The following is a 22,482-nucleotide window of genomic DNA, read 5'->3' on the forward strand; positions in this document are numbered from 1 at the left end:
GGGGGCGGGCAGTCGTGGGTGGATGGGTAATCGGTGTTGAGGCCGGACGGAGCGCCCGGCGCCGGCCGGCGCGGCGTCGAGTTCAACGACGCGCCGCGCGCGGGCGGTTGGTTCAGGTGGCATTGTACTTCGCGGGGCGGGTGGGACGGCAGAGGGCGGCGACGGGTGTTGGCGCAGGGTGGTGCGCGATGCCTGCCATGGTTTATCTGGCGGTTGTTATTCGGACCGGCCGTGCGTGCTTCGTCTCGGCGTCAGTTCGCGCGCCGTCCCGTCGCCGGATCGAAGAAATGCAGATGCCGCGCCGGCAGCGCCACTTGCAGCAAGTCGCCCGCCGCCGGCCGATGTGCGTGCGGCAAGCGCACCGTCACATCGTGTTTGCCCCAGCGGCCGTGCGCGAGGTTGTCCGCGCCGAGCAGTTCGCACGAATCGACGGTGAGCGTCGCGTGCGCGGCGTCCGCCTGCTCCGGGCTCATATGCTCCGGGCGAATCCCGAGCGTCCATTCGCGTCCCTTGGCGACTTCGCGGCCGATCGACGCCACGCCCGTCAGCGGCAGCCTCGGACCGTTGCCGGCGACATCGAACGTCGCGCCGTCATCCGACACGCGGCCTTCGAGCAGATTCATCCCCGGCGAACCGATGAAGCTCGCGACGAACACCGTGGCCGGCCGCTCATAAACCTCGGTCGGCGCGCCGATCTGTTCGGCGTGGCCCTTGTTCATCACGATCACACGCTGCGCCAGCGTCATCGCTTCGATCTGATCGTGCGTCACGTACAGGCTCGTGGTGGCGAGGCGCGCGTGCAGCCGCTGGATTTCGAGGCGCATCTGCACACGCAAACGCGCGTCGAGATTCGACAACGGTTCGTCAAACAGAAACACCGCCGGCTCGCGCACGATCGCGCGGCCCATCGCGACGCGCTGCCGCTGGCCGCCGGACAACTCGCGCGGCTTGCGTTGCAACAGCGCTTCGAGTTCGAGAATCTGCGCGGCGGCCCCTACGCGCTTCGCGATCTGCGCGCGCTCGACGCCCGCGATCTTCAGCGCGTAGCCCATGTTCTCGGCCACGCTCATATGCGGGTACAGCGCGTAGTTCTGGAACACCATCGCGATGTTGCGGTCCTTCGGCTCCAGCGCGTTGACCACTTTGCCCGCGATCGAGATGCGCCCGTCGGAGATGCGTTCGAGTCCCGCGACCATCCGCAGCAATGTGGACTTGCCGCAGCCGGACGGACCCACCATCACGACGAACTCGCCGTCGGCCACGTCCACGTCGATCCCGTGCAGCACGAACTGTTTGCCGTCGTAGGTTTTTTTAACGCCTTGCAGAGTCAGTGCAGCCATGCCGTTTTAGCCTTTCGTTACGTGCCGCGTTCGCGCGGTATTGGGTATTCGAATGTCGGAAGAAGCTCGCCCGGGCGACGCGGATTACTTCTCCGAATCCACCAGCCCGCGCACGAACCAGCGCTGCATCGTCAGCACGACCGCGAGCGGCGGCAGCATCGCGAGCAGTGTCGCGGTCATCACGAGATGCCATTCGGTCGCGGTGTCGCCGGACGCGATCATGCTTCTGATGCCGACCACGGCGGTCGTCAGCGACTGCTGGCTCGTAATCAGGATCGGCCACAGATACTGATTCCAGCCGTAAATGAACGTGATCACGAAGAGCGCCGCCATGTTCGTCTTGGACAGCGGCAACACGACGTCCCAGAAGAAGCGCATCGCGCCCGCGCCGTCGATGCGCGCCGCTTCCATCAATTCGTCCGGCAGCGTCATGAAGAACTGGCGGAACAGGAACGTCGCCGTGGCCGATGCGATCAGCGGCAACGTCAAACCGCTGTACGTATTGCTCAGATGCATCGACGACACGACCTGCACGGTCGGGAAGATCCGCACTTCGACCGGCAGCATCAGCGTGACGAAGATCAGCCAGAACGCAAACGTGCGAAACGGAAAGCGGAAGAACACGATCGCGTAGGCGGAGATCATCGACACGGCAATCTTGCCGATCGAAATCACCAGCGCCATCACGAGGCTGTTGAACAGCATCCGCCCGAACGGCGCCGCCGCATTGCCGCTGCCGTGCGACCAGACGGTCGCGATGTTCTCGAACAGATGCGTGCTCGGCACGAGCGACAGCGGCACGCTGAACACTTCATGCTCGCTCATCGTCGCCGCGCAGAACGCGACGTACACGGGAAACACCACCAGCGCGACGCCGAGTATCAGCACCGCGTGGCAGAAGAGGTCGAAACCGCGGCGGTTTTCGATCATGAGTATTGAACCCGGCGTTCGATGAAGCGGAATTGCACGACCGTCAGCGCGACGACGATCACCATCAGGATCACCGACTGCGCGCCCGAGCTGCCGATGTCAAGCCCCTGGAAACCTTCGGCGAAGATCTTGTAGATCAGCGTGCGGGTCGCTTGAGCGGGGCCGCCGCCGGTGGCGGCGTCGATCACGGGGAAGGTGTCGAAGAACGCGTAGGTGATGTTGATCACCAGCAGGAAGAAACTGGTGGGCGACAACAACGGCAGCGCGATGCCGAAGAAGCGCCGCACCGGACCGGCGCCGTCGATCGCGGCCGCTTCGATCAGCGAGCGCGGGATCGCCTGCAAGCCCGCATAGAAGAACAGGAAGTTATAGCTGACCTGTTTCCAGACCGACGCGAGCACCACCAGAAACATCGCCTGGCCCGCGTTCAACGCGTGATTCCACACGATGCCGTACTTCGCCAGCGCGTAGGTGACGAGGCCGATGCTCGGATTGAACAGGAACGACCACAGCACCGCGGCGATGGCGGGCGCGACCGCATAAGGCCAGATCAGCAGCGTCTGGTAGGTCTTCGCGCCGCGCGTCACGCGATCCGCGCAGACTGCCAGCAACAGCGAGATCACGAGCCCCGACACGGTGACGAGCGCGCAGAAGATCAGCGTCGTATTGAACGAGGACAGATAGAGCGGATCGGCGAGCAATTGCCTGAAGTTCGCGAGTCCGACGAATTCGCTCGACGTGCCGAACGCATCCTGGCTTTGCGTGGATTGCCAGAGCGCCTCGCCGGCCGGCCACAGGAAGAACAGCAGCGTGATCGCGAGTTGCGGCGCGACGAGCAGATAGGGCAGCAGGCTGGTGCCGAAGCTGGAGCGCTTTTCCATCGAGGATTCCAAGGTTGGCTGCAACCACGGGTTCCGGCGCGAGCGCGCCGGGACCGTACCGGCGAATGCCTTAGTTGCCGGCTTTTTCGAATCGGCGCAGCAGCTCGTCGCCGCGCGATACCGACGCGTCGAGCGCCTCCTGCGGCGTCTTCTTCTGTGCCCACACCTGTTCGAGTTCTTCGTCGATCACCGTGCGGATCTGCGGCATGTTGCCCAGACGCAAGCCCTTCGTGAACGGCAGCGGCGGCTTGTTGAGCATCTGCCGGATCGCGGTGTCGCTGCCGGGATTCTTTTCGTAGAAGCCTTGCTGGCGAGTCAGGTCATACGCGGCGGTCGTGACCGGCAGGTAGCCCGTGTCCTGATGCCACTTCGCGGCCACCGGCGGCGAACTCAGATACGAGAGGAATTTCGCCACGCCCTTGTAGACTGCCGGGTCCTTGCCCGACAACACCCACAGGCTCGCCCCGCCGATGATCGCGTTCTGCGGCGCGCCTTTCACGTTCACGTCGTACGGCATCATGCCGGTGCCGAAATTGAACTTCGCGTACTTCTTGATCGTGGCGAGCGAGCCGGACGAGTTCGTGATGATCCCGCAGTCGCCGCTATAGAACTTCGACACCGGTTCGTCCTTGCGGCCGACATAGGTGAAGGTGCCGTCTTTCTGCATGTTCTGCAGGAACTGGATGTGCGCGATCTGCAGTGGCTTGTTGAATTCGAGCTGTGCGTCGAGTCCGTCGAAACCATTGTTCTTCGACGCGAACGGCGCGGCATGCCACGCGCTGTAGTTCTCGAGCTGAATCCAGCTCTGCCAGCCCGACGAATAGCCGCATGCCATGCCCGACGCTTTCAGCTTCTGCGCGTCGGTCTGCAACTCGGCCCAGGTTTTCGGCGGCTGGTTCGGGTCGAGGCCGGCTTTCTTGAATGCGTCCTTGTTGTAGTAGAGCACCGGCGTCGAGCTGTTGAACGGCATCGAGATCAGCTGGCCCGTTTTGGCGTCGCTGTAATAGCTCGCGATGGTCGGCACGAACGCCTTCTGGTCGAGCGGTACGCCCGCTTGCTTGAACACTTCCGTGACCGGGACCACGGCCTTCTTCGCCTGCATCATCGTGGCGGTGCCGACTTCGTAGACTTGCAGAATGGCCGGTGCGTTGCCGCTGCGATACGCGGCGATGCCGGCCGCGAGCGTCTGGTCATAAGTGCCCTTGAACACCGGCACGATCTTGTAGTCGCTTTGCGACGCGTTGAAGTCGTTGGCGATATCGTTCAGACGTTCGCCCAGCGCAGCTTCCATCGCGTGCCAGAACTGGATTTCAGTGGCAGCATGGGCAGTCTGGCTGATGCCGATACCCAATACGGCGGCAACGGATAGCGAACGGAACAGCGGCTTGCAATTCATCGATTTTGTCTCCCATGCAAAGCTGTCGATCGGAGTTAACGCTTCAGCGCTTACTCCGATCACAGATGGTACGGAACGGGCGCGAATGCGAATCGCGCGATTCTATTTGTGTTCGATGACATTCCGGCGTCATGGACCAGGCGGCGCGGGCCGCGTTCGACGGGCGTCGGAAGGCGCAATTTAACATCGGCGGTCATTAAACGGAAATTATCGGGGCGGTATCGCGGGGGGGGGGCGGGGCGGCCCGCGGTGGGGAGATGCTACGGAATAGCGTGTGGTCACCGGGGGCTTTGGGCGAGGTGCGTGGGGATCGTCCGCGTTCCCGTGCGATTGGGCGACGGCAATAAAAAAGCCCGCTGGAAGCGGGCTTCTCTATACGCGCATGCTGTGCACCTGAACCTTGATCAGACGTTGAACAGGAAGTTCATCACGTCGCCGTCGTGCACGACGTATTCCTTGCCTTCAGCGCGCATCTTGCCGGCTTCCTTCGCGCCTTGCTCACCCTTGTAGGTGATGAAGTCATTGAACGCGATCGTCTGCGCGCGAATGAAGCCGCGCTCGAAGTCGGTGTGGATCGCACCCGCCGCTTGCGGCGCGGTGTCGCCGATATGGATCGTCCACGCGCGCACTTCCTTCACGCCGGCCGTGAAGTAAGTTTGCAGGCCGAGCAGCTTGAAACCCGCGCGGATCACGCGGTTCAGGCCCGGCTCTTCCATGCCCATGTCGGCGAGGAACACTTGCATGTCGGCTTCGTCCAGGTCGGCGATTTCCGCTTCGATCGCCGCGCACACGGCCACCACCGGCGCATTCTCGCCCGCCGCGAATTTCGTCACCGCGTCCAGATGCGGGTTGTTATGGAAGCCGTCGTCTTTCACGTTGGCCACGTACATGGTCGGCTTGGCGGTGATCAGGCAGAACGGCTTGAGCGTCGCCTTTTCCTCGTCCGTCAGATCGAGCGCACGGACCGGCTTGGCCTGGTCGAGCTGCGCGCGCACCTTTTCCAGCACGGCGGCGTTCCTGGCGGCATCCTTGTCGTTGCCCGACTTGGCGGCCTTCGAATAGCGCGTCAGCGCCTTTTCGACGGTGGCCAGGTCGGCCAGCGCCAGTTCGGTGTTGATCACTTCGATATCCGACAGCGGATCGATCTTGTTCGCGACGTGAATCACGTTGTCGTCTTCGAAGCAGCGCACCACGTGCGTGATCGCGTCGGTTTCGCGGATGTTCGCGAGGAACTGGTTGCCGAGGCCTTCGCCTTTGCTCGCGCCCGCCACGAGACCCGCGATGTCGACGAATTCCACCACCGCCGGCAGGATGCGCTCCGGTTTGACGATGTCGGCGAGCGCATTCAGACGCGCGTCCGGCACCTCGACCACGCCGACATTCGGCTCGATCGTGCAGAACGGATAGTTTTCGGCGGCGATGCCCGCCTTGGTCAGCGCGTTGAACAGGGTGGACTTGCCGACGTTAGGCAGGCCGACGATGCCGCATTTGAGGCTCATGGGAATCCTTCAGTGAATCAGTAAGTTGCGTGATGCGCTCGACGCCGTGTGCGGATTCGGGAAGCCAGCGCGTCTGGCGTGGCGCGGCAATCGTGGCGGAGCGGGACAAGTCACCGAATCGGGGCGTTGGCTCAACGATTGAGTGCGAGTTTTCACGGAAAGCGCAATTGTAACCCGTTCGGATCGGCTTACCGTTGCGGCGGCGGGAAAGCGAGGCTGGCCGGGCAGCGGGCGCGACCGCAGTAACACCACGCTGCCGGCCCCCGCCCGCAATCCATTTCCTCAGCCGATTTCTTTAAGGTCGCTGTAAAATTATCAGTTCAGGGCCGCTAGAGCTCTCTCCGGGGAAAAGGCATGCGCATAGTTGGATGGTTGGTAACGGGTTTGGCCGTGGTGCTGGCAGGCGGCGCCGTCGCGACATGGCTGGCGCCGGGCTTCGACGAGGCTCAGGCGAACACGGACCGGCAGACCGTCGAGTGCCTGACGAACCGCCTGACGGCAGACGACCAGGCGCAGATCGCGCAATTCGCCGATAAAAACGACTTCGAGTCATTGTGGCGCGTGTACGACCGCGTGTTCCCGGATTGCGCCGTGCGGGGCGACCAGCGCGAGCGCAAAGCCCAGCTCGAAGCGAGCGCGTGGAGCATCCTGCAATCGGACCGCAAATTCATGCGCCTGCGCGAGGCGAATGCGGCGCTGGCGTCGGGTGCGCATTAACCTGAGCTCCGCGGTTTCTCCCGGCGCAAATGCCGCATGCGCCGATCCGTCCCCCGCAACCCCCGCAGCTATAATGCGCGGATGAACGCACACCACCAGACCTTTGATGCCGCCGTGATCGGCGGCGGGCTCGTCGGCAAGACCGCGGCGCTGGCGCTCACGCAAGGCGGCCTGCGCGTGGCGCTGCTCGCGCAGCCGTGCGCGGCGTTGCCCGCAGGCGCCGGGTTCGACTCGCGGGTCTACGCGTTGTCGGCGAGTTCGCAGGCGTTGCTGGAGCGCTTGCGGGTCTGGCAGGCGCTCGATCTGTCGCGGCTCGGGCCCGTCTACGACATGCGCGTCTACGGCGACGCGCACGCTGAGCTGCATTTCTCCGCGTTTCAGGCCTCGGTGCCGCAACTGGCGTGGATCGTCGAATCGTCGGTGATCGAGCGCGCGCTGGATGCGGCGCTGCGCTTTCAGCCGAATCTCACGTGGATCGACACGCGCGCTCAGGCGTTGGACTTCACCGCCGAAAGCGCGAGTGTGGGGCTCACGAACGGCAACGTCGTCGAAGCGGATCTGGTGGTCGGCGCGGACGGTGCGCATTCATGGGTGCGCGCGCAGATCGGCTCGAAGATGAATCGGCGCGACTATCGGCAAACCGGCGTGGTCGCTAACTTCAAGGCGAGCAAGCCGCACGGCGAAACCGCCTACCAATGGTTCCGCGATGGCGAGATCGTCGCGCTGCTGCCGATGCCAGACGGTCATCTGTCGCTGGTCTGGTCGGCACGCACCGAGCACGCTGGGCAACTGCTCGCGCTCGATCCGGCGCAGCTCGCCGCCGAAGTGGAGCGCGTGAGCGGCGGCCAGTTCGGCGCGCTCGAATGCGTGACGCCCGCGCAAGGTTTTCCGCTCGCGCTGCAAACGGTGGACCGGCTGGTGGCGCCGCGCGTCGCGCTGGTCGGCGATGCCGCGCATCTGATTCACCCGCTGGCGGGGCAAGGCATGAACCTCGGTTTGCGCGACGTCGCGGCGCTCACCGACACGGTCGCCGGCAAGGAATCGTTCCGCGATCTCGGCGACATGGTGCTGCTGCGCCGCTATGAACGCGCTCGCCGCGAAGACATCCGTGCGCTGATGATCGCCACGGATGGCCTGCAAAAGCTCTTCGCGGTCCCCGGTCCGTTCGCCAAGGCGCTGCGCAATAGCGGCATGGCGTTCGTCGGCGCGCAGCCGTTCATCAAGCGCTGGCTGGTGTCGGCCGCGCTCGGATAACGCCGGGCGCGGTTTGCAACACAGGTATCATTGACGCATTGACACCGTTCCAGCCGGACCCGACACGTGACACACCGCGCACGACGCGCGATCGAAACCAGGAATTCAGCATGAAAAAATCCTTCCGCATGGTGGCCGGCGCGCTCGCGATCGCCGCCGTCACGATCGGCTGCTCGGCGCAGGCCGACCAGGCCACCGACAAGCTCAAAGCCACGCTGCAATCGCGTCTGGCCGACGTGCAGATCAAGGGCATCACGAAGTCGCCGATCGCCGGGCTGTACGAAGTGAACCTCGGCACGCAGATCGTCTACAGCGACGCGAACGGCGATTACCTGCTGCTTGGCGACATGGTCGACGCGAAGACCCGCAAGAATCTGACCGAAGCGCGTTTGTCGGACACCAACCGCATCGATTTCGCGAGCCTGCCATTTGCGAACGCGGTGAAGGTCGTGCGGGGCAACGGCGCGCGCAAGATCGCCGTGTTCTCCGATCCGAACTGCCCGTACTGCAAGCAGCTTGAAACGTCGTTGAAGTCGCTCGACAACGTGACGGTCTACACGTTCCTGTATCCGGTTCTGTCGCCGGATTCGACGGCCAAGTCGAAGTCGATCTGGTGTTCTGCGGATCGCGCGAAAGCCTGGGAGTCGTGGATGCAGGACCATCAGGCGCCCACCGCCGCCGCCACCTGCGACACCGCCGCGATCTACAAGAACCTGGCGCTCGGTCACGCGATGAACGTCGAGGGCACGCCTACCGTGTTCCTCGCCGATGGCCGCCGCCTGCCTGGCGCCGTGCCGGCGGACCGGCTGGACAAGGAAATGTCCGCCGTGCATTGAGCACGCGGCACACGCAAAAAACGAGGAGGCGCGCAGAGCGCCTCCTTTCGCATCGAGCCCCGCAGATTCCCGCCTCACACCTCCTACTCTCCGCCGATGAAGCCGATCCGCTACACCATCGTTCCGAAGCAACCCGCCGCCCACCTGTTCGAAGTCACCGTGACCGTCGCCGATCCCGACCCGGCCGGCCAGCGTTTCATGCTGCCGGTGTGGATTCCGGGCAGCTACATGGTGCGCGAGTTCGCGCGCAATATCGTCACGCTGCGCGCCGTGAACGACGCGGGCCGCAAAGTGCGCGTGGAGAAAACCGACAAGCACACGTGGCAGGCCGCGCCGGTCAAGGGGGCGCTGACGCTGCGCTACGAGGTGTACGCGTGGGACCTGTCGGTGCGCGCCGCGCATCTCGACGATACGACCGGCTTCTTCAACGGCACGAGTGTATTCCTGTCGCCGCTCGGGCATGAGGAAGCACAGTGCGTGGTGGAGATCCAGAAGCCGGCAGGCACGGCCTATCGCAACTGGCGCGTCGCGACCGCGCTGCCGGAAGCGCGCGGCACGAAGCGCTATGGCTTTGGCGATTACCGCGCGCAGAACTACGACGAGCTGATCGATCATCCGGTCACGCTGGGCGAATTCGAACTGGCGACGTTCGACGCGCACGGCGTGCCGCACGACATCGTGATCGCCGGGCGCGTGATCGGGCTGGACATGGCGCGCCTCTCGGCCGACCTGAAGCGCATCTGCGAAGCGCAGATTGCGTTGTTCGAACCGAAGACGAAGAAAGCGCCCGTCGATCGCTACGTGTTCATGACGCAGGCCGTCACCGACGGTTACGGCGGGCTGGAGCACCGCGCGTCGACGGCGCTGATCTGCAATCGCGGCGATCTGCCGGTGCAAGGCCGTGACGCGATGAGCGAAGGCTACCGAACCTACCTCGGCCTGTGCAGCCACGAATACTTCCACACTTGGAACGTGAAGCGCATCAAGCCAGCGGTGTTCGCGCCATATGACCTGAGCGTCGAAAACTACACGTCGCTGCTGTGGCTGTTCGAGGGCTTTACGTCTTACTACGACGACCTGATCCTGGTGCGCAGCGGCCTGATCTCGCAGGACGACTATTTCGGCATGCTCGGCAAGGTGATCGGCGGCGTACAGCGCGGCAGCGGCCGGCTGAAGCAAAGCGTCGCCGAAAGCTCGTTCGACGCGTGGGTCAAATACTACCGGCAGGACGAGAACGCGCCGAACGCGATCGTCAGCTACTACACCAAGGGCTCGCTCGTCGCGCTCGCGTTCGATCTGACGATCCGCGAGCAGACCGGCAACCGCAAATCGCTCGACGACGTGATGCGTCTGCTGTGGCAGCGCTTCGGCCGCGACTTCTATCGCGGCAAACCGGTCGGTGTCGACGAGGGCCAGATCGAGGCGATTTTCGCGGAAGCGACCGGCGCCCAACTCGGCGAACTGTTCGCCGAGGCCGTGCACGGCATGCGCGACCTGCCGCTCGATGCGCTACTCGCGCCGTTCGGCGTTTCGCTCGCGCCGGAACTCGACAAGAACGGCAAGCCGTCGCTCGGTGTGCGTCTGCGCGGCGGAGCGGATTGCACGCTGGCAGCGGTCCATGACGACAGCGCGGCGCAGAAAGCGGGACTTTCGGCTGGCGACGTGCTGATCGCGCTCGATGGCCTGCGCGTGACCGGCTCGAATCTTGACGGCCTGCTCGCGCGCTATCAGCCGGGCGCGAAAGTCGAGATCCACGCGTTCCGCCGCGACGAACTGCGCACGACGCAAGTCAAGCTGGACGGGCCTGAGGCGGCGCGCTACAAGCTCGCGGTCAGCGACAAGCGGCCTGCCGCGCGTAAGGCGCGTGAACGCTGGCTGGCAAGCTGATCGTAATCGCCGCTGCCGTCAATTGACGGGCGAGGGGGGCGGATTGTTCTACCAGTGCAACAATCCGTCGCCGCTGGATGGCTTTTTCCCGAGCCGGTAAAAAAACACAATGACTCCATTCGCGCAACACTGCGCGCCCCTACTGGAGTCAACCATGACCACGATCCTGCAAATCAACTCGGCAGCCCGTTCGCAAGGCGCAAACTCGACGCTGCTCGTCAACGAGCTGACCGAAAAGCTGCAACAGTCGAATTCGGGCGCGCAAGTCGTCGTCCGCAATCTGCAAGCCGAACCGCTGCCGCATCTGGACGACGCCGTCCTCGGCGCGTTCTTCACGCCGGCCGACCAGCGCACCGCCGAGCAAGCCGCGATCGCTGCGCGCAGCGAAGCGCTGATCGCCGAACTGCAAGCCGCCGACGTCATCGTGATCGGCGCACCGATGTACAACTTCGGCATCTCGTCGCAGCTCAAGACGTACTTCGACTTCATCGCCCGCGCTGGCATCACGTTCCAGTACACGGCGAACGGCCCCGAAGGTCTCGTGAAGGGCAAGAAGGTTTACGTCGTGTCGGCACGCGGCGGCAAGTACCTCGGCACGCCGAACGACAGCCAGACGCCGTATCTGAAGAGCTTCCTGGGTTTCCTCGGCATGACCGACGTGAGCTTCATCTACGCCGAAGGTCTGAACATGGGCGCGGAAGCAGCGGACGCAGCGCTGGCTGCCGCGCGCGAAGCGATCGCCGCTGCGTAAGGTCTTGCCGCTTCAACGCGGCAGATAGCGGTGCAATGAAAAACGCCACGGACGTGAGTCCGTGGCGTTTTCTCTTATTGAAGACCGGCCCGCGTGCTTATGCGAGCATTTGTGCTTCGTCGGGCAGACGCCAGTCGATCGGTTCGCGGCCGTGCTTCACGAGATATTCGTTGGCCTTGGCAAAGTGCCCGCAGCCGAGAAAGCCGCGATGCGCCGACAGCGGCGACGGATGCGGCGCCTCCAGCACGTAGTGCGACTTGCCGCCGAGCAGCGCGCGCTTGGCTTGCGCGTGCGCGCCCCACAGCATGAACACGAGGCCGTCGTGGCGCATCGCCAGTTCATGGATCAGCGTGTCCGTGCACTTTTCCCAGCCGCGTTTCGCGTGACTCGCGGCGCTGTCGCGCTCGACGGTCAGCACCGTGTTCAGCAGCAGCACGCCTTGCTTGGCCCAAGTATCGAGGCAGCCGTGACGCGGCGGCTCGTGGCCGAGACTCGCGGTGATTTCCTTGAAGATGTTGCGCAGCGACGGCGGCGTGCGCACGTTCGGCGCGACCGAAAATGCGAGTCCGTGCGCTTGCGGTGTGCCGCGGTCCTCGCCGTGATACGGGTCCTGGCCGAGGATCACCACTTTGACGTCGTCGGGGCTCGTCAGGCGCAGCGCGCGAAACACGTCGGCGGGATAAACGGTTTTGCCTGCCGCGCGCTCGCCGTCGACAAAGCGGCAGAGCGGCGCGTACGTGTCGCTTTCGATGAACGGCTTGAGATGCGCGCGCCATGCCGGGGGCAGTGCGGCGAATTGGGCTTCGAGCGTCGGCGGAGCGTCGGCGTTCGGCGGCGGGGCGCTCATGTCACTGGCCGGTTGCGATGCGGCGTCACCAAACAGGGATGCCTGCGACGGGTGGGGGCGGTTTCGGGAAGCAGAGGTCATGGCGAGGGAGTGTCGCAGCAAACGCGCTCTGGCTCAAGCTGCGGCGACGTGCGCTTGTCGAAGCCGCTCAAGCAGCCCGCAGCCGATAGCCGCGCTGCGCCTTGCTGATGTTGTCGGGCGCAAGGGCAGTTATTTCTTTGCCAAGTTGCGCGGCGAGCGCATGCAGCGCGGCTTCGTCGCCGGACTTCAGTTCGAGTTCGATTTCGGAGATCGGCGCGTGGCGGGTCTTGCCGTCGACTTCGGCAAGCACGTCGCCCTGATCGATCGCAGCTTCGATTTCCGTGCCATCCGCGTTGACAGGCCACAGCGTGCGGGTGAAATTCGTGCGGAACAGTTCGGTCAATGCGGGCGCCGCCTCGCGCAACGCATCGGCTGCGGCCGGCTCGTCGCAGGCGCGCAGCAAGGCGTCGAGCTCCAGCTTCGCGCCTGCCACCGGCATTTCCCATTCATGCCGGCTGTGCAAACCATTGTTCGCATTGCCCACCGTCTTGAAGGTCTGCAGCCAGCCGTCCGGCGTCTGACGCAGACGCAGCGCGCTCTTCGACGTCGCCAACGTGAGCTGCCGCGTATCGAAGTAGATGTTCACCAGCTTGACCGGGCGTCCCTCCACACCGGTACGCGCGACGAACCATTGCGTCGCGGCTTGCACCTGGTCAGCCGGCAGAGCCAGTTTGATTTCGCGTTCCATGCCCATGATCTGATTCGCTCGCTATGTCGCCGGCGCGCCTAGAAAAACATCCGCGCCAGTTCGACGCCCGGTTCGTCGGCGCGCATGAACGCTTCGCCGACCAGGAACGTGTGCACGTCCATCGCGCGCAGGCGCTCGACATCGGTGCGCGACAGAATGCCCGATTCCGTGACGACGATGCGGTCGTCGGGAATCGAGTCGAGCATGCCGATGGTGGTGTCGATCGACGTTTCGAAAGTACGCAGATTGCGATTGTTGATGCCGATCAGCGGCGTCTTCAGCGTCAGCGCTTCCTTCAGTTCGCCACTGTCGTGCACTTCGACCAGCACCGCGAGACCCAGCGAATGCGCGAGCGCTTCGAGGTCCTGCATCTGCGCGGTGTCGAGCGCGGCGGCGATCAGCAGGATCGCGTCGGCGCCCATCGCGCGGGCTTCGACGATCTGGTACGGATCGACGATGAAGTCCTTGCGCAGCACCGGCAGCTGGCACGCGGCGCGCGCCTGCTGCAGATACGCGACGCTGCCCTGGAAGAACTGCACGTCGGTCAGCACCGACAGACAGGCTGCGCCGTGCTTCTCATACGAACGCGCGATCTCGGCCGGGTCGAAGTGCTCGCGCAGCACGCCTTTGGACGGGCTGGCCTTCTTCACTTCGGAAATCACCGCGGCCAGACCCGCTGCGTGCTTGGCGCGCAACGCGCCGACGAAATCGCGAATATCGCGCGACGATGCTTCGAGGCGCAGTTCTTCGAGCGGCGCGCTCTGTTCGGCCGCGCGGACTTCTTCGCGTTTGACCGCGATGATGCGGTCGAGGATGTCGCTCATAAGTGTCTCGCTACGTGATTACTGCTTGAATTGCTGGGTGAAGCGGATCAGGTCGTCGACCTTCGCGCGCGCCTTGCCGCTCGCGATCGCTTCGCGCGCCAGTTGAATGCCATCCGCGATCGACGCCGCCACGTTCGCCGAATACAGCGCCGTGCCCGCGTTCAGTGTGACGATTTCGCGCGCGACGCCGGGCTTGTTGTCCAGCGCTTCAAGCAGCATCGCTTTGGATTCGCTCGCGTCGGCCACTTTCAGCGTGCGGTTCGACACCATCTGCATGCCGAAGTCTTCCGGATGAATCTCGTACTCGCGGACCTCGCCGTCGCGCAACTCGCCGACTTGCGTGGCCGCGCCGAGCGACACTTCGTCCATGCCGTCCATGCCGTACACCACCAGCACGTGCTTCGCACCGAGGCGCTGCATCACGCGCACCTGAATGCCGACGAGGTCCGCGTGGAACACGCCCATCAACTGGTTCGGCGCGCCGGCCGGGTTGGTCAGCGGGCCGAGAATGTTGAAGATGGTACGCACGCCGAGTTCGCGGCGCACCGCGGCGATGTTCTTCATCGCCGGGTGATGGTTCGGCGCGAACATGAAGCCCATGCCGGTTTCCGCAATCGACGCCGCGACCTGGTCCGGTTGCAGATCGATATTCACGCCGAGCGCTTCGAGCACGTCCGCGCTGCCCGACTTGCTCGACACGCCCCGATTGCCGTGCTTCGCGACCTTCGCGCCGGCGGCCGCCGACACGAACATGGTGGCGGTGGAAATGTTGAAGGTATGCGCGCCGTCGCCGCCGGTGCCGACGATATCGACGAAGTTCGAGTTGTCCTGCACGTCGACGTGCCGGGCGAATTCACGCATCACCGTGGCGGCGGCGGTGATTTCGCCGATGGTCTCTTTTTTGACGCGCAAGCCCGTGATGATCGCGGCCGACATCACGGGCGAGAGTTCGCCGCGCATGATGAGCCGCATCAGATGCAGCATTTCGTCGTGGAAAATTTCGCGGTGCTCGATAGTCCGTTGCAGCGCTTCCTGGGGCGTAATCGACATGGCTTCGTCTCTCTTTATCAGGCGTTGCGTTAGGACGCGCTGTGGGTCGCACCACTGCGGGCAAGCTTCGACTGCTTCACGAAGTTTTCGAGCAGCGCGTGGCCGTGTTCGGACAGGATCGATTCCGGATGGAACTGCACGCCTTCGACCGCGAGTTCCTTGTGGCGCACCCCCATGATCTCGCCGTCCTCGGTCCATGCAGAGACTTCGAGGCAATCCGGCAGCGATTCGCGTTCGATCGCGAGCGAATGATAGCGGGTCACGACAAAATGCTTCGGCAGGTCGGCGAACACGCCTTTGCAGTCCGTTTCGATCGTGCTCACCTTGCCGTGCATGATGGTTTGCGCGCGCACCACGCGGCCGCCGAACGCCTCGCCGATCGCCTGGTGGCCGAGGCAGACGCCGAGAATCGGCATCTTGCCGGCGAATTCGCGCAACACGTCGAGCGTGATGCCGGCGTGCTGCGGATTGCTGGGGCCGGGCGACAGGCAGATGCGCTCGGGGTTGAGCCTGGCGATCTCGTCCAGCGTGATTTCGTCGTTCCGGTAGGTGCGCACGTCTTCGCCGAGTTCGCCGAAGTACTGCACCAGGTTGTAGGTGAACGAGTCGTAGTTGTCGATCATGAGCAGCATGGTGTGTCTCCGGTCAGAAGTCGCTATCGAGGCCGTCTTGAACCTGTTCGGCGGCGCGCAGCACGGCGCGCGCCTTGTTCTCGGTCTCTTGCCATTCGGATTCCGGCACCGAATCCGCGACCACACCCGCGGCCGCCTGCACATACAGATTGCCGTTCGCGATCACGCCGGTGCGGATCGTGATGGCCAGATCCATTTCACCGGTGAACGACAGATAGCCGACCGCCCCGCCGTACAGGCCGCGCTTTATGGGTTCCAGTTCGTCGATCAGTTCCATCGCACGGACCTTCGGCGCGCCGGAGAGCGTGCCGGCCGGGAAGGTCGCGCGCAGCACGTCGAAATTGGTGGTGCCGGGCTTCAGCTTGCCTTCGACCGAACTCACGATGTGCTGCACGTGCGAGTATTTTTCGATCACCATCTTGTCGGTCACGACCACCGAGCCGATCTGCGCGATGCGGCCCACGTCGTTGCGCGCGAGGTCGATCAGCATCACGTGTTCGGCGATTTCCTTCGGGTCGTTCAGCAGTTCGGTCGCGAGTTCCGCGTCGCGTTCCGGCGTGTTGCCGCGCGGACGCGTGCCGGCGAGCGGGCGGATCGTCACGATGCGATCCTCGCCGCGCTTTTCCTGGCGCACCAGAATTTCCGGCGACGCGCCAACCACATGAAATTCGCCGAAGTTGTAGAAGTACATGTACGGCGACGGATTCAGCGAGCGCAGCGCGCGATACAGCGACAGCGGATTGTCGCGGTACGGCTTGATCAGACGCTGGCCGACCTGCACCTGCATCAGTTCGCCGGCGGCGATGTATTCCTTCGCCTTGCGCACGGCGGCCAGATAGTCGTCTTTCGCGAATTCGCGATAGGTCTCTGTGCGCATGCTGGCGGAAGTGACCGGCGGCTGCACGGTCGTGCGCAAACGCTGGCGCAGTTCACGCAGACGCTGCTTGGCCTTCGTGTACGCCTCGGCTTGCGTCGGATCGGCGTACACCACCAGATAGAGCTTGCCCGCGAGGTTGTCGATCACCGCGACTTCTTCGGTCAGCAGCAACTGGATGTCGGGCAGATTCAGATCGTCTTTCGGCGCGGTGTGCGCGAGCTTTTTCTCGATGTAGCGCACCGCGTCATAGCCGAAGTAACCGGCGAGGCCGCCCGCGAAACGCGGCAGCCCGGGGCGCTGCGCCACTTTGAAGCGGCTCTGGAATTGCTGGATGAACTCGAGCGGATCGCCCTCGTGCGTTTCGACGACCTGGCCGTCACGCACCACTTCCGACACGCCGTTGCGCGTGCGCAGCAGCGTGCGCGCCGGCAGTCCGATGAACGAATAGCGGCCGAAGCGCTCGCCGCCCACCACCGATTCCAGCAGGAACGAGTTGGCGCCGTTGCGCTCGGTCTGCGCGAGTTTCAGGTACAGCGAGAGCGGCGTTTCGAGGTCGGCCAGCGCTTCGGCGATCAGCGGAATGCGGTTGAAGCCCTCATTGGCGAGGGACTGGAATTCGAGTTCGGTCATGTTCCGATCCTGTACGGTGGTCCGGCGGCAGCGTGCGTCGGACAAAGCGGGGCGTTGCGCGACCGGTCAGCACGCTCGTCGACATGTCGACACGATGATACGGACCGGCGCGAGTTTCCCATCAGCGCGAGCAGCGGATTTCAGCGCACAGCTGTACTTTGCGGGTACACGCAGGCCGAATCAACCAGTGCAGCGAAACAAGACGATGGAAAAAACGCGTGAGCGCAGCGAAGTAAAAAACGGTTGCCGAAGACGAGCTTCAGCGTACCTCAGGCGAGGTTAGCGCGACCAGCGACGCCAGGGCCAGGCTCCCCGGTCGATGCTAATCAGACTCCGTTTTTTATTCAGAAACATGAGGATGAAGGACTTTTCAAGTCGTGGATTGGTGCGCTGCGATCGCCTTGGCGGCGTCGAGCAGCGAGGCAACTATACCATCGGATTTTATCGTTTGTATAGCTTGGCCGTGGTTGTAGCCGTAGGGCACGGTCAGCGTCGCCATGCCGGCCGCGCGGCCCGCCAGCGCATCGTTTTCCGAATCGCCGATCGCGACCGTTGCTTGCGGCTCGACGCCCAGTTGAGCCGCGGCGGTGAGCATCGGCAGCGGGTCCGGCTTCTTTTTCGCGAGGCTGTCGCCGCCGAGCACGACGCTGAAATACTGCGCGAGCCCGTACTGTTGCAGCAGTTCGAGCGCGAACCGATGCGGCTTGTTGGTCACGCACGCGAGCTTGAGGCCGGCATCGCGCATGGCGCGCAGACCGGCTTCGACATCGGGATAAAGGCGCGTGTGCAGACCGTTGATCTTCGCGTATTCCGCCTGATAGATGGCGAGCGCTTCGTCGAAGCGGTCCTGCGCATGGTCCGCTTCGAAGCGCGGCGCGAGCACGCTGCGGATCAGATGCTCCGAGCCCTTGCCGACATAGCCGACCACTTCCTCGCGCGACGTTTCCTCCGCATCGAGTTGCGCGAGCATGCCGTTCAGGCCGGCGGTGAAGTCGTCGGCGGTGTCGACCATCGTGCCGTCGAGGTCGATGATCGCGGCTTGCAGGCGGGGGCCGGTGAAGGTCGGGGCGGGAAACGGAGCGGTCATGGAGCGTGTCGGTTTAGTGCTGAACGTTGGCGAGCGCCGCGCGCATCTTGTCGATCACGACCTTGTGGTCCGGCTGGCCGAAGATCGCCGAACCGGCCACGAACGTATCCGCGCCGGCCGCCGCGATTTCCGCGATGTTGTCGACCTTTACGCCGCCGTCCACTTCCAGATGAATCTCGCGGCCGGTCCGCTCCTTGTACGCGTCGATCCGCTTGCGGGCCTCGCGCAGCTTGTTCAGCGCCTCAGGAATGAACGACTGGCCGCCGAAGCCCGGGTTGACCGACATGATCAGCACGAGATCGAGCTTGTCCATCACGTGATCGAGGTAGTTCAGCGACGTGGCCGGGTTGAACACCAGGCCGGCCTTGCAGCCGTGGTCGCGAATCAGCGACAGTGTCCGGTCGATATGGTCCGAGCCTTCCGGATGGAAGCTGATCAGGTTCGCGCCGGCCTTGGCGAAGTCCGGCACGATGCGGTCGACCGGACGCACCATCAGATGCACGTCGATCGGCACGTCCACGTGCGGGCGGATCGCTTCGCACACGAGCGGGCCGATGGTCAGGTTCGGCACGTAGTGGTTGTCCATTACGTCGAAGTGAATCCAGTCGGCGCCGGCCGCGACGACGTTGCGGACTTCTTCGCCGAGACGGGCGAAGTCGGCGGACAAAATGCTGGGGGCGATGCGGAATTGCGTCATGGCGGGGAGCGGATGCAAGCGGGAAAGCGCCATTTTACCGTTTTGCGCAGGTCTGGACCGGAGAGCGGGCGTTCAGCACCGGCTCGGTCGAGCCGAGCAGGTGACCCAGCGTCCTAATGGACCCTGGCCAAAGGTTTTAGCGGGTTGCGGGCATGCCGCGCATCAAGCAGAATGCCAATCCATGCGCGCCGCTTCGCCAATACGCCGCAAACCATTGGCGTTCGGGGCTTCGCGCGATTTTTCCCACCCGTTTCGTCAGACCGGAATCAGGATGAGCCAGTACGAATTCAGCGTCTCGGCGCAGGTGCAATACCTGCCCGAAGAGTCGGACCCGGAGCGCCGCCAGTATGCGTTCGCATACACGCTGACTATCCGTAACACCGGCCAGGTGCCCGCGCAACTGATTGCGCGCCACTGGGTGATTACCGACAGCGAGAACCACGTGCAGGAAGTGAAAGGCCTCGGCGTGGTCGGCCATCAGCCTCTGCTCAAACCGGGCGAGCATTTCGAATATACGAGTTGGGCGGTCATCGCCACGCCGGTCGGCACCATGCGCGGCGATTATTTCTGTGTCGCGGAAGACGGCGAGCGTTTCGAAGCGCCGGTCCCCGAGTTCATTCTGCGCATGCCGCGCACGTTGCATTGAACCGGGGCGTGAGCCCGCGGTCTTTAAACACGGTCAAACGCGTTTTGAGCGCATGGGTGACGGGTTCAACACGAGGTTCAATGCGTGGTTTGACGCAGCGCGTTACTGCTGTTTTTGCTGCCCGGACTGTTTACTCGCGTTGGCGCGCTTCACCTTCTTCTTGCCGGACGATGTCCACACGACGATGAAGACGAGCAGAAAGAGCGCGACGAGCGACTCCAGCGCGAAGATGAGCATCGGGTATTCGTCGAACAGATCAGACATGGCGGTTTCCATCAAGAACGAACATTGTATGCGTTTTGTCCGCACGGCCGGGGCGTGGCTCGGGGCGCTTTCGGTTGCGGTGCTGCTGGCGTCCTGCGGAGGTGGCGGCGCGATCCGGCCGTCGGTTTCGCCGCCCACGGGTGCGGCGATCATACCCGGTCAGATCGCCGCGACGCGCCTCACGGCAGTCGCGTGGCAACAGGTGCCGGGCTGGCAGGACGACTCGCTGATCGGCGCGACCGCCGCGCTGCGGCAGAACTGCGTGAGGCTCGCGCGCCAACCGAACTGGTCGCGCGCCTGCGCGGCGGCTGCACAAATCGACGATCTCGACGTCACCAGCGCGCGAGCCTTTTTCGAAGCCTATTTCACGCCTTTCCAGCTAGCCAATAACGACGGCACGCTCGACGGTCTCGTCACCGGTTACTACGAGCCTTTGCTGCGCGGCTCGCGGACACGGCACGGCGTGTACCAGACGGCGCTGTATCGCTGGCCCGGCGCGTATCGCGCGGGCGCGCCGCTGCCGGCGCGTGCGCAACTCGAGCGCAGCGGCGTGCTCAACGGCAATGAACTGGTCTGGGTCGACGATCCGATCGAAGCGTTCTTCCTGCAGGTGCAGGGTTCGGGGCGCATCGTGATGGAAGATGGCAGCGTGATGCGCGTGGGCTTCGGCGGCACCAACAATCAGCCGTACAAGTCGATCGGACGCTGGTTGCTGGATCGCGGCGAACTCACGCCGGCGCAGGCGACCATGCAGGGCATCAAGGCATGGGCGCGCGCGAATCCGACTCGTGTCGACGCGCTGCTCGATACGAATCCGCGCTTTGTTTTCTTCCGTGAGATGCCGTCCGGCGAAAGCGTGCCGAGCGGCGGCGCGGACGGTCCGATCGGCGCGCTAGGCGTGCCGTTGACACCGGAGCGGTCGATCGCCGTCGACCCGACTTCGATTCCGCTGGGGACGCCGGTGTTTTTGCAGACCACGCGTCCATTGACGAACTCGCCGATGAACCGCCTCGTGTTCGCGCAGGACACCGGTACCGCGATCAAGGGCGGTGTACGCGCAGACTACTTCTGGGGTCTCGGCGACGACGCTGGCGACCTGGCCGGCAAGATGAAGCAGGGTGGCCGGATGTGGTTGCTGCTGCCGAACTCATGATCGTGGAGTTCTGTGAGCGGTGAAGCGGTGGCTTTCGGGATCGAATCCGCCGCTCCGTGATTTGCAGACCGAAGCTTGCACGAGCTGAGTTCTCAACAGAATCGCCCGCTTCCGGCGAGCTTCGCCGGTTAGCTGAAAACGGCGTCGCGTGCCGGTTGTCAATCCGGACGCGACGCCGTTTTTTTCATGCGAGTTAAAGCCCCGACTTGCGTTTGTCCACCACGCGCCGCGCCTTACCCACCGAACGCTCGATGCCATTCACCGCCAACACATTGACCACCGCGCTCACGCCGATCAGCGCTTTGATGTCATAGGCCAGGGCCTGCTTGGCCGTGTTCAGCGCTGCCGTATCCGGCGCGGTTTCCGGACAGGGCTCGACGTTCAGCGTCAATACGTCGAGCGGGCCTTCCTTGGTCAGCACGATCTGATAGTGCGGCGCGAGAGCATGCTGCTTGAGCAGCAGTTCTTCGATCTGCGTCGGGAACACGTTCACGCCGCGCACGATCATCATGTCGTCCGAGCGGCCGGTGATCTTCTCCATCCGGCGCATCGTGCGTGCGCTGCCCGGCAGCAGGCGCGTGAGATCGCGCGTGCGGTAGCGGACGATCGGCAGCGCTTCCTTGGTCAGCGACGTGAACACCAGCTCGCCGAGTTCGCCGTCGGGCAACACCTCGCCGGTTTCGGGGTCGATGATCTCCGGATAGAAATGGTCTTCCCAGATGGTCGGACCATCCTTCGTTTCCACGCACTCCGACGCGACGCCGGGTCCCATTACCTCGGACAGTCCGTAGATGTCGACCGCATCGATGCCCATGCGTTTTTCGATCGCCTGCCGCATGTCGTTGGTCCACGGCTCCGCGCCGAAGATGCCGATGCGCAGCGAGCAACTGGCCGGGTCGATGCCCTGCCGTTCGAGTTCGTCGGCAATCGAGAGCATGTAGCTCGGCGTCACCATGATGATGTCCGGCCGGAAGTCCTGAATCAGCTGCACCTGCTTTTCGGTCTGGCCACCGCCGAACGGGATCACCGTGAGGCCGGCACGCTCGGCGCCGTAGTGCGCGCCGAGGCCGCCGGTGAACAGGCCATAGCCGTAGCTCACATGGACCTTGTCGCCGCGCTTTGCGCCGGCGGCGCGGATCGACCGGGCGACGAGATTCGCCCACGTGTCGATATCGCGCGCGGTGTAACCCACGACGGTCGGCTTACCCGTCGTGCCGGACGACGCGTGAATTCGCGAAATCTGTTCCTGCGGCACGGCGAACATTCCGAACGGGTAGCTGTCGCGCAGATCCTTCTTGGTGGTGAAGGGAAAGCGCGCGAGGTCCGCCAGCGTCTTGACTTCACTGGGGTGGACGCCGGCTTCGTCGAACTTGCGCCGATACACCGGCGAATTTTCATAGGCATGGTTCAGCGACCATTTGAGCCGTTCAAGTTGAAGCGCGGCAAGTTCGTCGCGGCTGGCGGTCTCGATCGGATCGAGCGGAAGGGCGGTCGTCATTGAATGTCTCCTTGCTG

The 22,482-nt window shown here is 64.0% G+C and carries 22 protein-coding genes; 7 read left to right on the forward strand and 15 right to left on the reverse strand.

All coding sequences use genetic code 11. The features are described from left to right. Positions 1 to 251: 251 nt before the first annotated feature. The 5 genes from FVF58_RS28165 to ychF form a co-directional block, all read right to left on the reverse strand. Positions 252 to 1,340 (reverse strand): sn-glycerol-3-phosphate import ATP-binding protein UgpC, encoded by a 1,089-nt coding sequence (locus FVF58_RS28165; protein ID WP_149673063.1) that lies wholly within the window; start codon positions 1,338 to 1,340, stop codon positions 252 to 254. A gap of 84 nt (positions 1,341 to 1,424) precedes the next feature. Continuing rightward, positions 1,425 to 2,270 carry a sn-glycerol-3-phosphate ABC transporter permease UgpE gene (ugpE, locus tag FVF58_RS28170; protein WP_149673064.1) on the reverse strand — a complete coding sequence of 282 codons (846 nt, stop codon included), beginning with the start codon at positions 2,268 to 2,270 and terminating at the stop codon, positions 1,425 to 1,427. Beyond that, the gene (gene ugpA, locus FVF58_RS28175; RefSeq protein ID WP_149673065.1) at positions 2,267 to 3,151 is read right to left on the reverse strand and encodes a sn-glycerol-3-phosphate ABC transporter permease UgpA; all 885 of its coding nucleotides are present in this window, start codon (positions 3,149 to 3,151) and stop codon (positions 2,267 to 2,269) included. The genes ugpE and ugpA overlap by 4 nt, the downstream gene beginning before the upstream one ends. Before the next feature lie 70 nt (positions 3,152 to 3,221). Next, positions 3,222 to 4,547, reverse strand: coding sequence for a sn-glycerol-3-phosphate ABC transporter substrate-binding protein UgpB (ugpB, locus tag FVF58_RS28180; protein ID WP_149673066.1), 1,326 nt, complete (start codon positions 4,545 to 4,547; stop codon positions 3,222 to 3,224). Positions 4,548 to 4,951: 404 nt separating this feature from the next. Then, positions 4,952 to 6,046, reverse strand: coding sequence for a redox-regulated ATPase YchF (gene ychF / locus FVF58_RS28185; protein WP_149673067.1), 1,095 nt, complete (start codon positions 6,044 to 6,046; stop codon positions 4,952 to 4,954). Positions 6,047 to 6,400: 354 nt separating this feature from the next. Here ychF and FVF58_RS28190 point away from each other — a divergent pair, with 354 nt between their 5' ends. From FVF58_RS28190 to FVF58_RS28210, 5 genes are all read left to right on the forward strand, one after another. Continuing rightward, complete coding sequence (locus FVF58_RS28190) at positions 6,401 to 6,763, forward strand: hypothetical protein (RefSeq protein WP_149673068.1); 363 nt, start codon at positions 6,401 to 6,403, stop codon at positions 6,761 to 6,763. Between the two features lie 81 nt (positions 6,764 to 6,844). After that, positions 6,845 to 8,017, forward strand: coding sequence for a UbiH/UbiF family hydroxylase (locus tag FVF58_RS28195; protein ID WP_149673069.1), 1,173 nt, complete (start codon positions 6,845 to 6,847; stop codon positions 8,015 to 8,017). 110 nt (positions 8,018 to 8,127) lie between these two features. Next, a complete protein-coding gene (locus FVF58_RS28200; RefSeq protein ID WP_149673070.1) occupies positions 8,128 to 8,853 on the forward strand; it encodes a DsbC family protein in 726 nt (241 codons plus the stop codon). A 96-nt stretch (positions 8,854 to 8,949) separates the two neighbouring features. Next, complete coding sequence (locus FVF58_RS28205) at positions 8,950 to 10,740, forward strand: M61 family metallopeptidase (protein WP_149673071.1); 1,791 nt, start codon at positions 8,950 to 8,952, stop codon at positions 10,738 to 10,740. 154 nt (positions 10,741 to 10,894) lie between these two features. Continuing rightward, positions 10,895 to 11,491, forward strand: a complete 597-nt coding sequence (locus FVF58_RS28210) for an FMN-dependent NADH-azoreductase (protein ID WP_149673072.1) — start codon at positions 10,895 to 10,897, stop codon at positions 11,489 to 11,491. A 97-nt stretch (positions 11,492 to 11,588) separates the two neighbouring features. Here FVF58_RS28210 and FVF58_RS28215 read toward each other — a convergent pair whose 3' ends face one another. The 8 genes from FVF58_RS28215 to rpe form a co-directional block, all read right to left on the reverse strand. Next, complete coding sequence (locus tag FVF58_RS28215) at positions 11,589 to 12,419, reverse strand: uracil-DNA glycosylase (protein ID WP_149673073.1); 831 nt, start codon at positions 12,417 to 12,419, stop codon at positions 11,589 to 11,591. A gap of 67 nt (positions 12,420 to 12,486) precedes the next feature. After that, positions 12,487 to 13,113, reverse strand: coding sequence for a CYTH domain-containing protein (locus FVF58_RS28220; protein ID WP_149673074.1), 627 nt, complete (start codon positions 13,111 to 13,113; stop codon positions 12,487 to 12,489). Positions 13,114 to 13,145: 32 nt separating this feature from the next. Further along, positions 13,146 to 13,931: an indole-3-glycerol phosphate synthase TrpC gene (trpC, locus tag FVF58_RS28225; RefSeq protein WP_149673075.1), complete on the reverse strand. Its 786-nt coding sequence runs from the start codon at positions 13,929 to 13,931 to the stop codon at positions 13,146 to 13,148. Positions 13,932 to 13,949: 18 nt separating this feature from the next. Then, entirely contained in the window at positions 13,950 to 14,981 is a 1,032-nt protein-coding gene (trpD, locus tag FVF58_RS28230) for an anthranilate phosphoribosyltransferase (protein WP_149673076.1), read from the reverse strand. Between the two features lie 29 nt (positions 14,982 to 15,010). Next, the gene (locus FVF58_RS28235) at positions 15,011 to 15,613 is read right to left on the reverse strand and encodes an aminodeoxychorismate/anthranilate synthase component II (protein ID WP_149673077.1); all 603 of its coding nucleotides are present in this window, start codon (positions 15,611 to 15,613) and stop codon (positions 15,011 to 15,013) included. Positions 15,614 to 15,626: 13 nt separating this feature from the next. Next, positions 15,627 to 17,120, reverse strand: a complete 1,494-nt coding sequence (trpE, locus tag FVF58_RS28240) for an anthranilate synthase component I (RefSeq protein WP_149673078.1) — start codon at positions 17,118 to 17,120, stop codon at positions 15,627 to 15,629. Positions 17,121 to 17,490: 370 nt separating this feature from the next. Then, positions 17,491 to 18,207, reverse strand: coding sequence for a phosphoglycolate phosphatase (locus tag FVF58_RS28245; RefSeq protein ID WP_149673079.1), 717 nt, complete (start codon positions 18,205 to 18,207; stop codon positions 17,491 to 17,493). A 13-nt stretch (positions 18,208 to 18,220) separates the two neighbouring features. Beyond that, the gene (gene rpe, locus FVF58_RS28250; RefSeq protein ID WP_149673096.1) at positions 18,221 to 18,904 is read right to left on the reverse strand and encodes a ribulose-phosphate 3-epimerase; all 684 of its coding nucleotides are present in this window, start codon (positions 18,902 to 18,904) and stop codon (positions 18,221 to 18,223) included. Positions 18,905 to 19,175: 271 nt separating this feature from the next. On the opposite strand from rpe, the gene apaG reads away from it, so the two are divergent. Next, a complete protein-coding gene (gene apaG, locus FVF58_RS28255; RefSeq protein WP_149673080.1) occupies positions 19,176 to 19,550 on the forward strand; it encodes a Co2+/Mg2+ efflux protein ApaG in 375 nt (124 codons plus the stop codon). A gap of 102 nt (positions 19,551 to 19,652) precedes the next feature. Here the strand turns inward: apaG and FVF58_RS51635 are convergent, their stop codons facing one another. Then, complete coding sequence (locus tag FVF58_RS51635; protein WP_188130950.1) at positions 19,653 to 19,814, reverse strand: hypothetical protein; 162 nt, start codon at positions 19,812 to 19,814, stop codon at positions 19,653 to 19,655. 28 nt (positions 19,815 to 19,842) lie between these two features. On the opposite strand from FVF58_RS51635, the gene mltA reads away from it, so the two are divergent. Further along, a complete protein-coding gene (mltA, locus tag FVF58_RS28265; protein WP_149673081.1) occupies positions 19,843 to 20,967 on the forward strand; it encodes a murein transglycosylase A in 1,125 nt (374 codons plus the stop codon). A gap of 193 nt (positions 20,968 to 21,160) precedes the next feature. On the opposite strand, the gene paaK is transcribed toward mltA, so the two are convergent. Further along, the gene (gene paaK, locus FVF58_RS28270; RefSeq protein ID WP_149673082.1) at positions 21,161 to 22,465 is read right to left on the reverse strand and encodes a phenylacetate--CoA ligase PaaK; all 1,305 of its coding nucleotides are present in this window, start codon (positions 22,463 to 22,465) and stop codon (positions 21,161 to 21,163) included. Positions 22,466 to 22,482 lie beyond the last annotated feature (17 nt).

Source organism: Paraburkholderia panacisoli, assembly GCF_008369935.1.
GTDB lineage: Bacteria > Pseudomonadota > Gammaproteobacteria > Burkholderiales > Burkholderiaceae > Paraburkholderia > Paraburkholderia panacisoli.